The sequence below is a fragment of the Cytobacillus firmus genome (genome assembly GCF_023715565.1).
In the GTDB taxonomy this organism is placed as follows: Bacteria; Bacillota; Bacilli; order Bacillales; family Cytobacillaceae; genus Cytobacillus; species Cytobacillus firmus_C.
Window position 1 is genome coordinate 38531 of the sequence record NZ_JAMBOJ010000008.1, and the last position, 13062, is coordinate 51592.

The window sequence follows — 13062 nt, forward strand, 5'->3', positions numbered from 1 at the left end:
TCAATCAAACGCAAACAACAAAACCAGAACCCTTATAAATCAAGCGCTATTAAGCACAAACGACATGTAGCGCTAACGTTCTTGTAACGTTAAATAACGCTCTATATAATTCAATTACGAAAATGATAGATTCATGCATATGAGTTTGATTCAATTACGTTAGTGATTTATTAAATTTCGCAAGGTAGCGTTCGCGCTGATGTTCGTTTGTGGCAAATATCGCAAGCGCTGCGAATCGTTCGGAGGTTGCTAACGCCTAATATATCAACGTTTTGAGTTGATTTATAAATCTATTAAGTGTAATATTTTTTATAAATGATTGTAGAAATCTACAGTACTGGAGGTGAGAATGTGGAAAGCTTAGATATGAAAGAATTGCTTATGGAAGAATTTGAAAATGATCCTATATTCAGAATGGCTGTTTTGAATGGATTAGAGGACAGCGTGTTCACAACCGGTATTCAATCAATGCATAAAGATATGACATATAGCACTGTTGAGGCAGGTCGTATTATTGAACGGTCAGACTCTACAATTAGAAATCATTTTCGTTCAGATCTAATCGAGTACATTCAACCTGAAAAGTTCGGGAAGTTTTACAGGTTAAATTATAAAAGTGTATTTCGTTTACATTTAATATTTGTATTAATGGACAAGGCCTCTAAAACTTCTGTGGATCTTCTTGCTGAGCTAGGAATGCAACCTGGTGTTTCAATGGGAGGCAATGTAAAGAGGGTTCAACGTGAAAGTACCGATCTTCAAGAGTATAGCGATCAGCTGCAGAATAATTATGAAGAACGTTTATCAACTATGGAGCGAAATCTAGGATTCCAGAGTAAAATGCTGAACATACTTAAGTACGAAAAAGATATTTCTGATATTGAGAGAAAACTAGAGAGAAAAGAAGTTGAGATAGACCAAATCAAGACAGATGCTTATATGAAGTACTTAGAAGAAAAACAATCGCAGCTGCTATCAACCTCATTGAAGAAAAGTATTCAAAAACCTTCTTTTTTAGGGCTTTTTAAGAAACCTGATATTATTGATGTTGAGCAAATTAACAAGGATGTAGAAACAAAGCTAAAAGAAAAAATGGATCAAGAAATTAAAGAGAAGATCAATATAGCAAGAAAAGAAATAGAAACACTTCAAGAGGAAAAGAGGAAAGTAAATACGTTATTACAGCAAGAGCGTGATTCTTTTTCGAATATGCAGCTTGATACTGATGTAGATGACAAAAAACTATTAAGTGCAAATATGAAATAGATTGAAATTTCCGAACATATGTTTTATAATGGGTTTACTAAAGTTGTTCATAAGGGGTGGGCAGAGTGTTAACATATTATTTTAAAGAGAAAACAGTTAGAACAATTGATAAAGTGGTGGTGGCTGCAACCGCAGTAACTCTGCTAGCAGCTATCGCCAGGACAATCATTAATTGGTAAGTTCAATATCTCCTATAGCTATTAAAGCTCATTCAGTAAAATATTTACTGGGATGAGCTTTTTTTTTAGTCATTATTATTGTATTTCTAATGGGTTTTTGTTAAACCTTAGCTGCGTTCTTGGTTTGAAAAATAAATAAAATACAGGGTACAACTGAACTCTAAAAAAGTTAGGTTTCAAAACCGCTGAGTAGTTAAGGTGAGTCTAAAACTTGCGGTAGTAAATTACAACAAAAAACCACTTAAAATTGGCAGTTTTTTAGTTTTTAAGGAAGATACGAACATATAATCTAGTATAATATAGGAAATATAAAGGTCTGATATTAGGAGGGGAGAATGTATGCCTTACGGATTTATTAAGCATATCGAAAATAAAGGGTATAGTGAGGAAACAGTAAATAGCTACGAAAAGGTTATAAACCAATTTTTTGCCTTTATTAAAGATAAATATCCGGAGAATAAGGAACCTTTTCAAATTACCTCTTCAGACATAATCAAATACTTAGAGTATCAACGTGATATAAGAGAAAAAAGTATCTCGACAATAAATAAAGAACTTGCCATTTTAAAGACTATGTTTAACTATTTTTGGGAAACTGACAAAGTACCTTTAAGTGTTGATCCTGCAGTCAAAATCAAGAGGTTTGTTGTAAAAGAAAAGCCAACTGTGCACATTCAATTTCACGAAATTCTAAAAGTACTTGATCTAGTTCTGCTTAATGATGAATATTCGCCGCTTAGAAAAGTATTGTTTTTATTGGCCACTAAAGGCTTAAAGATGGCTGAGTTTGGATTTACCAAGGATAAAGTTAAAGATAACGCAAATAAAGATATAGTTGAAATTCAATTGAAAAATAGAACCATTACCCTCCAGGGATCTGAAGTGGCATACTTCCATGAGTACTTTTACTCCACTTTTTTTAATGGCAGCGAGTATGTATTTACGACAAAACATCACGGAGAGAACGTAACTGGACCTATACAGGTAATGTCCATGCAAAGTCATTTAAGAGCAATATCTCGTGATTACCTCCCTGAAGGATCTCCAGCTTTAACTCTTACTATAATTCGAAGAGCTATCGCATTTGATCTTTATTCTAAAAAAGTACCAATCCAGCTCATAGCCGCCGAATTAGGAATTGAAGAAAATACTGCATCATACTATCTGAAACAGATAGTCGAAGGAACCTATACCCAAAAAGAACTTGAATAGGCTTCAAAATTAAGTGTATAATTGTGGAAACAAAAACAACAATGGGAAGCACCCAGAAAAACTATCTTTTATTGGAGATGGTTTTATTCTGGAGTGCTTTTTTTTATGGGAAAGGAGCTGTGGCGTTGGAAGATAAGCAAGTTTCTAGAAACCTATTAGATTTCTCCAAAGCAGTCTTAATAGGAGAAGGAGATTTTAATTTCAATAATTCCAATGATGTATTATCTATACCTTTTAACAAACAAAAATCTTTATACTTATCGGAAGTTCTTAAGAATGAGCAGATTAGTAACTATATTGAAATTAATAGTAAAAAAGAACAGCTTAGTATACATTCACATCCAATTTTAAAAACTTTGAAAGACCAATGGTACAAAGATAATTCGAAGATATTTAGCTTAACCTTAGATCCAGGCTTGATTACTTTAAAATCGATTATTGTCTGCATCAACTTATTTGGAATTAGAAAATTAGAATGCATATCACTACCAACCAGTATTGATAGAGATCATCTTAAAACTCTTTCATATTGTTTAGAAAAGCATTTAAAAGTACCAGTAACACCTAGCAATAACCAAATGAAAATAACAGATATACCTAAACTTGTCACATCTGCAGTGAGTGACATCTCTGCTTTACATAGCGCAGAACTAATAAATTATCTTACTACTAAAGAAAAGAAGCTTTTGACAGAAGGGATTTTAAGATGAAAGTTAAAGCTATTTCTCTAATTCTATCTAGTTCTTTGCTGTTAACTGGATGCGGTGGTTTATTCGATAAAGAATCAAAAAGAATTGAAGCTCTAAAAGAAGAAAAGAAGCAAGGTGAACTTAAGGATAGCAAAGAAAAAGAAGAACAAGAGAAAATATACAAAGATATGGAGAGACCAGTTAATGAGGTAGTCTATGAAAATGAGTTAGATACCTTAAAAGAAGTTGAAAATCTAGACTACAAAAATTTAGAAGAGTATAAGGATGCTGCAGAGTTTTCAAAATTTGTCGCAGACGCATTGTATAAATTCTACACAGTGCAACTTTCTCCGGAAAACTATTATGAATTCCTTTTACAATATGGAACTGAGTCAGTAAAGGAATCTTTACCTTCTAAGGATGATGCTGTAACTGTATTTTCTTCATTACAGGACCTGTATCTAAAACAAAATATTAATGGCGAAAGCTACACATTAACAAATGTTACTTTTAACCGGCTTAAAAATGAAGGGAGTTTTTATCGTAAGGTTTTAACAACAAACGGGGAGGAGTATTTTATATCCATACTTCAAAAGGAAAATGGAGTCTGGAAATATGCTGATGATAGTCCTTCACCTCCATATGAAGTTCAGGATAATGCTTCATAATACTTACAAAGGAGAATTTAGATGACACAAACCACTGAGATTAATATTTATGAATACACACAAAAGAAATTAAAAGCCCACCAACAGAATAATCAAGAGTTCAATATTGATTTAGCAACAATCTATGAGTTCTATAAAAATAGATTATTACAATACGTGCAGCATGACAAAGTAGAGAAGATGGAGAATATGCTATTTGCAGGAATTCAATCACAAATATTTAATGGTTACTTTATGGCAATGGAATTAATGCAAAACAGCGAATCGAACTTTGAGGATGATTGGTTTAAACAAGCAGAAGGGGTAATAGCGCAACAAATCCCCGATATGCTCCGAGTCGGCTCAAATAATAACCTAGAAGAAGTAATAACCATGGATAGCCTTAGAGAGTTGATCAAATGGATGGTAATTGAATATGAGGGTGTTTACCCTACCCTGATGGATATATCCTTAAATACGGCTTGTTTAGGGGCATTATGGGCTTTTAAAGACGAGGCTAATAAAAGAGGTATACATTTTTATAAGTCTCAACACAAAGGCATTATGGCTTCTCTAGATGACATTACCTTTATTAATCCTCAGAACTATCTTAGTTTAACTGCAGTAAATAGTTTAAGTGAAGTTTGGGAGATTATAAATTCAGATTATAGAGGATTAGACAAAATAGGAGAAGTAACAGTTTTGGCTGTTGATATCGGGGATAGCGAAAAAGGTCTTTTCCTGAATATCTCAATAAAAACTAGCCTAACTGATTTAGAGCAGGACAATCTTTTAGATCAAATAGTTACTAGAGCAGTTGTTATGAATACTCTTGATACAGATAAACTTACAGTTAACTTAGCTCAAGTAGACAGTTTCTTTCAATACAACTAATAAACAAGACCAAGCAGATTGCCTCTGCTTGGTCTTTACATATCTTCTTTTCGAAGTACAAAAAAGACCATCTAAAAAATGATGGTCTTATAGAAAATAATTTATTTTATTGAGTTATCGGCTCACTTCTCATATATCCTTTCTTAGAATGATAAAATATCTTATGGGTAGATACTGTTCCTAATTCGAATATTTCATTCAATACTGTGGATGCTGCTAGAGCTGAGTAACGATTAGTTATCACTCTCTGCGGATTAGAAGCAGCAAGTTCAGTACATGAAAGTTCGGACGGGGCAATTTCATCCTGGTCTTCTAAAATATCAGAAAATACAGAAGCAACTGGCTCCGAAATTACATTCCCATTAATTTTAAGGCCACATACCAATTGACCCGTAAAGCCTGATCGTTCATAAGTTTCCAACTCTTCTTCTGTCCAGGCATCTTTTGACCGGATACGGAAGTCGTTGGGAACCTGGACTTCCTCATTCCCAATATCGATATATAATAGGTTATCTACTTTTTCAAAGTATTCATGGAATACCCTTCTAGAGAAATTGTTATCAACACAAGAGATTAAGATTGGTACATATGATGTACTCCAGCCATGACAACCTTCATAGTCTGTATTAAATAAATTGTCTAAGGTTTCAACATTCTCAATATAACTAGCGCTATATGTTTCAATGTTTACCTGGTAAGCTGAGCGATAACGTTTAGCTAATACTTCCGCTTTGTTCCTTCCTAAATCTTGGCGTAAACAAAGCTGGTTAGCTAGGTTCTTTTCTTCATAATGGTCATAATCAGCAATCACCATTTTGCCCCACACATCAAAAATATTGAGCATTTGAGCTACTTGCTGAATGACATAACCTCCATTACCTCCCGCTCCAACTAGCACAATATGAGTGAAAAGTCGTTTGCCTTTTGTAAAATCCACAGATATTTTCGGCATATTACTCAACCTCCACATTTGAGATATCACTAAGATAAGTCGCATAGTCATCAAATACCGGGTTTTCAAAAACATTAAAGGGATTAATATTAAAGTGTTTTTGAGTCTCCTTGTTAAATGTTCTGACGATTAAGTCCGGAAAAAATTTATCCAGGCGGCCAACTATGGCATAAAGGATAGGGGACCTTTCGTTAGCATCATCCACTGGAGAGGGGATAGCCGGCATTACATGATGAGAGTGGATCTCCATAATTTTCATTAAGTTTCTATCACCGTATTTCTCAACATAAAGCCACGCATTATCATCATCGATTGAGCAAAGCACAGAATTAACCACTTGCTTGGGAAAATCTAAGATAAATGTTCCTTTGTCTCTGTCAAGGTAGATGTCGGCATGAACCTCCGTTCCAAACTTACTAGAAAAATCTTTGGCTACTACGATAAAATCAGCCAATATGTGAAAGGGAATTTTCTTTTTCTTTGAACAGGAAGAAACCTCTGCAGATGCAGAGGTCTCCTTACAATCCACCATACCTTTCTTCTTTGCAGAAAGTACGGGTACAATAATGTTTTTCTTCTCAATGTATACAAGTTGAGTAAAGTTGGCCACAAGCTCAGGAAAGTCATCTTCTAATTTCTTTCTGAGAGCATTTTCAGAAATCGGCTCAAATGCTGATTCTTCTCCATCATCATCTTTTTTCTTCTTTTTAGTCGGAAGTCCATTTTCTAGCTCTTCTATTGAGAAATAGTTGGTAACTGGCAAGTCCATACCCGCATAGCGAACAATAGTATCAACCAGGACTTTAAATGGATCCTTTTTTGGAGCAGCTGGTGTAGAAGCTTTGGCCTCTTTCTTTTCCTCATTTGATTTCCTTAATTTTTCGATTTGTTCTTCTCGCTTTTTTACGGCGGCTGCTTTTGCAGCTTCAAGCTTAATTACTGCCTCATCCTCAATATCAAACAGTTCCGATAGGTAAGCATTTGAGGTTATCTCCAGCTTTTCCCCCGGTTAACACCGTACGTGCGATTTTCACCGCATACGGCGTCCCATCTAATCCAATCAATCCATCCCTATATCACTTTTCTGTGAGCTTTTTCTCTTAACTTGTTAAGTTTTGAGATTTGCTCATTATTAAGATTGAAACTTTTAAGAAGGGGAATGATTTTTCCCTCATCCTTCATATGGACAAGTTTATGCAAATCCTTATGGATAATGGTGAGATTTTGATAACTGTCATCTCCACCATATTCCTTTGGGGTTATGTGATGACAGTGTATCTCTTCAATCCCGAGAATTCTTTTGGATATTGAACATTTTCCATATTGAGCAATAAATTTGGAGATACGATTATCGTTGTATTCAATGCTCGTATCTCTAATGAAGGATTTCATAAGCAATTCTAGTACTCTTTTATTGATACTCTTAAGACCTTCATGAATTTTCTTTCTCCCCATTACAGTATAGTTACATATGTTCTGTGAGAAGTTCATAGCAGGCTTGGTTTTCTGAGCATATATGGGTATTAAGACCATACCTTGTATTTTCCAAAGCTTTGGTTTATAACTACCGTATCGTTTTTTAAGAGTCTTAGTCATATCTGCTGTTGAAGCTTCCGCAAAGTTTTTTCTTAATCGATTATAAAGAGCTATTCTTAGAGAATTGTTTATCTCCGCTAAATCTAACGAAATATTAGAAGCCACCGAGTAGTAGTTGTGAATTCCCATAACCACCGAATTGAAGTTCCAAACTGTATCAGCGTTTGGATTCTTCTGGATTCTTCTAATTTCTAGTTTTATCTTGGCTTTGGCATTTCCTTTTGCTTTTTCAGTCATTTTCGATTGTGCAACAAGTTTCTTACATTTTGCCACAGCTTTAATTTTAATACCTAGAAATTCGCTACCTTGCTTTTTTAGATTTATAACTTTAGATTTTTGAGGACTTATATCTAAACCTAATCTAGTTTTAAGAAAGTCTTTGGTAGCGTAGAAAATTTTCTTAGCGGTTTGGTAATTACTACATAGGATTTTAAAATCATCAGCGTATCTGACTACAAAGCATTCTTTCAACCTCGACTTTTTGAGTGGGGCAAACTTGTTTTTTTCAGTCTTATAATGGAATTTCGTTTTGAAAGTTTCCCATTGATTACTAATCCACCAATCAAATTCGTTAAGCACAATATTAGAGAGAAGGGGACTAAGGATACCACCTTGGGGTGTACCTTTAGTTGGTTGTCCTTCTCCTTCAATTTCAGCTTTAAGTAGGCGAGATATTATGGAAATTAATGCTTTGTCCTTTATTCCTAATGCCCATATTTGTTTTAGAAGTTTTCCATGATTCACATTATCAAAGAATCCCTTGATATCAATGTCTACGCAATAGTATTTCTTTCCTTTGTTAATCAGGTCGTTCATACGAGCTATAGCATCATGGGCACTACGATTAGGTCTAAAACCATAGCTGTGCTTGTGAAATTTAGCTTCACAAATAGGGTCAAGAATTTGCAGAATACACTGTTGGAAGATCCGATCCCATATGGTAGGAATCCCTAGCGGTCTTTTTTCTCCGTTTTGTTTAGGTATTAGCACACGTCTAACTGACTGTGGTTCATATCTATTAAACATTGATTTGACCTTAGCAACTACTGCTTCGACACTTAGGTTCTGTATGTCAGTTATATTTCTTCCATCAGTTCCAGGTGTTTTGCTTCCTTTGTTTCTCTTAATATTTCTGTATGCTAGTCTTATGTTTTCCTCTTTGCTCATAAGTTCTACAAGGTTATAAAAGTTGTTCCCATTCAGGCTACGTGAATACAGTTCATCAAGGGTTGCTTGAAGAGAATAGTATTCTACATGTCTGAGTTTGGCTTTCTTTCCTTTAGTCATAAGTTGGTTCCTCCTCTGAGGAGATAAACCTCTCTTAGTCTTACTCGAACCTTATAACTCGTCAGAAATGTCACTTTTAGTTGGATTAATCTTCACTAGACTAATGGCTATCCCTCCACGTTAATTAGACGTTTCATTGGTACTGTGCCATTACCTTCATCTGCTTAAATCAAGTTATACAGTTGGCTAATATCACCAGTACTTTCCTTGAACCGTTTCATAGGGGGCAATCCCTCCACGTAGCAGATTTACCACGTTCCATTATTCCTATCTGTGCATAAACCCTTAGATTTCTTCTTTGGACCTGTGATCTTGATTATGCCTGTAACATAATATGGACTTTCATATCAGCAAATCTTACTCATCCATAATCACAACTCATATTGAGTCTCTGAACATTTCTATTCAGCTATTTTATAGATCCGTACATTCGAAGATTCGTCAGTTCTAACCAAACATAAAGGTATTCTGAACATTCTAATCATAGGTTTTTTATAGACTCCCGACCTATCAGCTACACCTTCCACCTCTGGAGAGCTTTCGTCAACTTTACTTGTTACGGTAGCTTTTGGCCGACTTCACCGAGCTTCAAACACCTTGTTCTTTACCAAACATTGTGCATGTCGGAGTATTAGAGGAAGCCCTTCATGGCGTTACCCATTCATTTGACTTCTTAGAATAATAGTTCTACTAACTTGTTGTTAGTGCCTAACCTTTTAAGTTAGGAACGTGTCGCACTGCTAAAAATATCAGTTTGTTCTACCTTTGTCATTGTTTATTTCCTCCAATTAGTTTTTTAAAAAATTTCCAAGTATAGACTCTTTTAAAGGAACAAGCCATTCATCGTTAAAATCGTTGTCCTTAAGTACGGTAAAAAGCTCTCGTATTGTTTTTCCATTAGACGTCTTTGACCCATAGTCATCCCCGAACGGTGCCACAAAAAAGATATTATGAAAAGTACTTAACTGAGATAGAGTTTTAATAGGAGGGAGTTCATTTCCACCCATACATACCTTTGTATCTGTGTTCACATTTGAAAAAGGAAACAGAAATAAAGGGGTTTCATCAGTTAGTATCCCTTGCTCTTGCACTGCTACAATGTTAGATAGGATTACTTTAGTGTCAGACACTGAGTATTTAAAAATCATCCTTGGGAATCCCACCTTCTCAAAAGCCTGAGAATGATAAGTAATATCCCACCGCCTTTTCGGTATCTCAATGTATACTTCATGCTGTTTAGCAGCTCGATTCACCCATACATGCTTTATGCAATTTTGCGGTAAAATAGGAGTTGAAATGTTTTCTCCACCTGCACTAGATTCCGATAAGATCCGGATTAAATCTGATAGAGTCATTTTATATAAATCCTGGATGAGACGGTTTTCTATTTTCACCATCTTGTCCAAGCTTTCTGTCTTTCCATCAAAACGGTCAGATAATCGCAGAACCTCTACATAACCTTCATAGTCATCAATTTTGTCAGATAGCTTGATAACATAATCCATTATCTGTCACACCCTCAATTTGTATATATAAATCCTCTACTAATCTAGTAATTCTAGCCACTGCCTCAGCCGCTTCAAAAAATACACTTGTAAAATAAATTGCCAAGACCAATCCATATTCCTTATGGAAACTCATATCAAATTCAGTAAGATCTCCGTAAAGTTTGGATAATGGCTTTTTTAGCTTATCTATCTCACCCGTATCTAGTAGCTTTTGAACCTTATCATTGTTTAATAAATATAGCCGCTCAGGAGTAGAAGAAATATTAGATTCTTTAGCAATGGTTTCTAGTTTGTGTTCATCTTCATAATCCAGCTGTCTGAATGTTGGATAAAGTGCTTTTAATCCAGCTTCTAGAATCTCGAAAGATGAACCATCATAACCACCTGGATACACAATGTAATCCGGAAATTCTTTCACATTAACCCCTAAATCGTGCCAAATCTTTAATGTAAGAAAATTGCTTATTGATTCATCGTAAGCGTATTTTTCTTCTGCATCTAATAACATTCTCATGCCAATTCCTCCTTAAATGAAATCATCTTCATTCTCATAAACCTTGTTATTACATTTGGTTAATGAATAGATCAAGTCATCCCAGGCAGCGTTAATCTCCCATAGATTGTCTTTAATAGCGACTAAATCTGCCTGTGTCATTTCATCATCGTAGTGGGGGAGGAAATAAAACTCATAAAAAGCTCTAAGACCTCCGTTTAGATTAAAAGAATCAAAATCCACCTTTTTGGTAGGAGTATGATTCCATACATATTGAATGACTTTGGCTACTCCTTCCTCTTTCTTTTCAGAGGTTTGCTTTTTAATTTGCTTATAAGGCTCCAAAAGTTTTTCTACTTTATAAAAGTCAATCTTCAAATTAATTCCCCCATTAGAAAAGGAGGGAGATAACTCTCCGCTCCTTACTGTGTTCTAACTGGTAAGACCAGCTGAAGCTCTTCATACTCAGATTCACATGGAGTTAACAAGAAAGGTCTCATTTCTCCGTTGAACTTGAAACTTATGAATTCGTCATCGATGGCTTTTAAAGCATCAACAATGTATTTTCCCGAAAAGCTAATCGTGAAATTATCTTCGCCTTCTAAAGACTCATAATCTACAACCGATTCACCTTTGCCTGTTTGAGCGGTATAAGAAGAAATAGTTGCTGCTCCGTTTACATGAAGTTTAATTACTCCTCCTTGTCCATTGTCTGCATTATTAGCAATCCCGCGGATTATTTCAATTTCATCCAGGAACACTTTCCGATTAATCTTCATTTCCGCTTTAAAATCTTGCGGAATGAGACGGGAAGTATCAGGGTAGGTGCCTTCTAACAAACGACAATAGAACACCAAGGAACAACTTCTAAAGATGAGCTGGTTTTCTGATTCACAATAGATATGGACATCCTCCTGTAAATCAAATGTTTTATTCAGCTTATCAAGCGATTTCGCAGGAATAACAAACTTTAAATCCCTATCTGAAGTGTTTCTCACCTGGACTTTACCCAACCGGTGAGAATCGGTACAAACCATTTGCATACAATCTCCAGAAAGGTCTAGGCATACACCGGTTAATATAGGGCGTATTTCAGAATCAGCCGCAGCAAATCCCGTTTTCTTGATTAGATTGCTAAGATCAGTACCCTTTAAGAACAGGGTAGACTCTTCAATAGCAAAGTCGGGTAACTTTGGAAACTCTTCAGGGTCAAACGTATTCAAATTAAACTTAGACCGGCCTGATTGCAGAAGGAGAGTAAAACCATCAAGCTTTAAGGTAATGTCCTTCTTGAATCTTTTTACGGTTTCGGTCACTTGTTTAGGCAATACCGTTTTCCCTGGCTCATATACCTCAACGTTTTCACCATCAACAGGTACGTGAAAGCGGAATGATTCATTACTGTCAGAACCTATAAAAATAAGTTCTTCATTAGTAGCTTCCATGTAGATTCCTTGTAATATAGGGATATTGTGTTTGGCGTTTACTACCTTCTCTACCTTTTTTAAAGCATCAGACAACACAGAATGGTTAATTTTAATATGCATTGTTATTCCTCCATGAGTTGTTTTTTTATAAATAAAAAAGCACCAAAAGAAAGATAGAAAAATCTTCTTTAGTGCCACTCCTCAATTAAGCGATTTTAGTTAAATTTCCATTTTGAAGGTCCTCTTTAATAAATGTAGCGACTTCTTTAACATGATCCTTCGTTAGATGTATAAAGCAACTAAACAAACTCTCAATCTTCACATTAGGAAGAAGAATTTGTACATATCTTAAAGAATCACTTAAAGCAACTTTATAATTATTTGTGATAAGAACCAGGTCATTAACCGGCCTCAAAACACCATAAAATGCTCTAAGTTCCTCTTCTGTTGCTTTATCAAAAATATTTTGTAGTGACTTGCAAGTAGAATTTTGGGTCACCTTTTTGAACAGCGGAATGATAAATTGCGGTTGTTCCTTCAGGCCCGTAGTTTCTAAATACTCACCAATTACCTTTAAACAACGAGAGCGGTCAAATTCGCCCTTTTGATTCATTTGTTTAGTTCCTTTCGGAGGTTGTTTCCCAGTTTTTTTCAGTACAGAGTCATTTTGATTACTCTGCTGAGCTTGGCTATTTTCTCTTTGGTATTGCTTTTCAGGCTTATTTTGAGGATCTTGAGAAGCATTTCTACAATTTCCTTTCTCATCAGCAGGCAAAGCCCAATCTGGAAGCTTTGGTGGCATCCAATAACCCTTAACATTAGTTTTCTTGTCGTTTATATAGTTGGATCCATCACGTTTATTATCAAAAACTTGTACGTAATTCTCTTCCAATCTATAATACCGATAGGTAA

The 13062-nt window shown here is 35.2% G+C and carries 14 protein-coding genes; 6 read left to right on the forward strand and 8 right to left on the reverse strand.

Going from position 1 to position 13062, the window contains the following annotated elements:
- The first annotated feature begins 351 nt into the window (after nucleotides 1-351).
- The 6 genes from M3205_RS04610 to M3205_RS04630 all read left to right on the forward strand — a co-directional run bounded on the left by M3205_RS04610 (nucleotide 352) and on the right by M3205_RS04630 (nucleotide 4887).
- Complete coding sequence (locus M3205_RS04610) at nucleotides 352-1266, forward strand: hypothetical protein (protein ID WP_251168853.1); 915 nt, start codon at nucleotides 352-354, stop codon at nucleotides 1264-1266.
- 56 nt (nucleotides 1267-1322) lie between these two features.
- Nucleotides 1323-1445, forward strand: coding sequence for a hypothetical protein (locus M3205_RS25545; RefSeq protein WP_285886104.1), 123 nt, complete (start codon nucleotides 1323-1325; stop codon nucleotides 1443-1445).
- 339 nt (nucleotides 1446-1784) lie between these two features.
- Nucleotides 1785-2657, forward strand: coding sequence for a tyrosine-type recombinase/integrase (locus M3205_RS04615; RefSeq protein ID WP_019379635.1), 873 nt, complete (start codon nucleotides 1785-1787; stop codon nucleotides 2655-2657).
- 23 nt (nucleotides 2658-2680) lie between these two features.
- Nucleotides 2681-3367: a hypothetical protein gene (locus tag M3205_RS04620; protein ID WP_251168854.1), complete on the forward strand. Its 687-nt coding sequence runs from the start codon at nucleotides 2681-2683 to the stop codon at nucleotides 3365-3367.
- Nucleotides 3364-4014, forward strand: coding sequence for a hypothetical protein (locus tag M3205_RS04625; protein WP_251168855.1), 651 nt, complete (start codon nucleotides 3364-3366; stop codon nucleotides 4012-4014). The genes M3205_RS04620 and M3205_RS04625 overlap by 4 nt, the downstream gene beginning before the upstream one ends.
- 21 nt (nucleotides 4015-4035) lie before the next feature.
- A complete protein-coding gene (locus tag M3205_RS04630) occupies nucleotides 4036-4887 on the forward strand; it encodes a hypothetical protein (protein ID WP_009336108.1) in 852 nt (283 codons plus the stop codon).
- A gap of 106 nt (nucleotides 4888-4993) precedes the next feature.
- Here the strand turns inward: M3205_RS04630 and M3205_RS04635 are convergent, their stop codons facing one another.
- The 8 genes from M3205_RS04635 to M3205_RS04670 all read right to left on the reverse strand — a co-directional run bounded on the left by M3205_RS04635 (nucleotide 4994) and on the right by M3205_RS04670 (nucleotide 13042).
- Complete coding sequence (locus tag M3205_RS04635; protein WP_251168856.1) at nucleotides 4994-5839, reverse strand: ThiF family adenylyltransferase; 846 nt, start codon at nucleotides 5837-5839, stop codon at nucleotides 4994-4996.
- A 1-nt stretch (nucleotide 5840) separates the two neighbouring features.
- On the reverse strand, nucleotides 5841-6608 hold the full coding sequence (locus M3205_RS04640; RefSeq protein ID WP_251168857.1) for a hypothetical protein: 768 nt from the start codon (nucleotides 6606-6608) through the stop codon (nucleotides 5841-5843).
- A gap of 302 nt (nucleotides 6609-6910) precedes the next feature.
- Nucleotides 6911-8722 carry a group II intron reverse transcriptase/maturase gene (gene ltrA, locus M3205_RS04645; protein WP_251168858.1) on the reverse strand — a complete coding sequence of 604 codons (1812 nt, stop codon included), beginning with the start codon at nucleotides 8720-8722 and terminating at the stop codon, nucleotides 6911-6913.
- Nucleotides 8723-9510: 788 nt separating this feature from the next.
- Nucleotides 9511-10227: a prokaryotic E2 ligase family D protein gene (locus M3205_RS04650; protein ID WP_251168859.1), complete on the reverse strand. Its 717-nt coding sequence runs from the start codon at nucleotides 10225-10227 to the stop codon at nucleotides 9511-9513.
- A complete protein-coding gene (locus tag M3205_RS04655; protein ID WP_251168860.1) occupies nucleotides 10202-10744 on the reverse strand; it encodes a hypothetical protein in 543 nt (180 codons plus the stop codon). Before M3205_RS04655 ends, M3205_RS04650 begins: the two co-directional genes overlap by 26 nt.
- A gap of 12 nt (nucleotides 10745-10756) precedes the next feature.
- Nucleotides 10757-11101: a hypothetical protein gene (locus M3205_RS04660; RefSeq protein ID WP_251168861.1), complete on the reverse strand. Its 345-nt coding sequence runs from the start codon at nucleotides 11099-11101 to the stop codon at nucleotides 10757-10759.
- Between the two features lie 44 nt (nucleotides 11102-11145).
- Nucleotides 11146-12270: a DNA polymerase III subunit beta gene (dnaN, locus tag M3205_RS04665; protein ID WP_251168862.1), complete on the reverse strand. Its 1125-nt coding sequence runs from the start codon at nucleotides 12268-12270 to the stop codon at nucleotides 11146-11148.
- A gap of 85 nt (nucleotides 12271-12355) precedes the next feature.
- Nucleotides 12356-13042, reverse strand: coding sequence for a hypothetical protein (locus M3205_RS04670; protein WP_251168863.1), 687 nt, complete (start codon nucleotides 13040-13042; stop codon nucleotides 12356-12358).
- Nucleotides 13043-13062: the final 20 nt, after the last annotated feature.

What these genes read in the sequence shown, in the direction of transcription:
- M3205_RS04615 (WP_019379635.1), top strand. Translation starts at nt 1,785, where the DNA reads ATGCCTTACGGATTTATTAAGCATATCGAAAATAAAGGGTATAGTGAG.
- M3205_RS04625 (WP_251168855.1), top strand. Translation starts at nt 3,364, where the DNA reads ATGAAAGTTAAAGCTATTTCTCTAATTCTATCTAGTTCTTTGCTGTTA.
- M3205_RS04630 (WP_009336108.1), top strand. Translation starts at nt 4,036, where the DNA reads ATGACACAAACCACTGAGATTAATATTTATGAATACACACAAAAGAAA.
- M3205_RS04635 (WP_251168856.1), bottom strand. Translation starts at nt 5,839, where the DNA reads ATGCCGAAAATATCTGTGGATTTTACAAAAGGCAAACGACTTTTCACT.
- M3205_RS04640 (WP_251168857.1), bottom strand. Translation starts at nt 6,608, where the DNA reads ATGGACTTGCCAGTTACCAACTATTTCTCAATAGAAGAGCTAGAAAAT.
- ltrA (WP_251168858.1), bottom strand. Translation starts at nt 8,722, where the DNA reads ATGACTAAAGGAAAGAAAGCCAAACTCAGACATGTAGAATACTATTCT.
- M3205_RS04650 (WP_251168859.1), bottom strand. Translation starts at nt 10,227, where the DNA reads ATGGATTATGTTATCAAGCTATCTGACAAAATTGATGACTATGAAGGT.
- M3205_RS04655 (WP_251168860.1), bottom strand. Translation starts at nt 10,744, where the DNA reads ATGAGAATGTTATTAGATGCAGAAGAAAAATACGCTTACGATGAATCA.
- dnaN (WP_251168862.1), bottom strand. Translation starts at nt 12,270, where the DNA reads ATGCATATTAAAATTAACCATTCTGTGTTGTCTGATGCTTTAAAAAAG.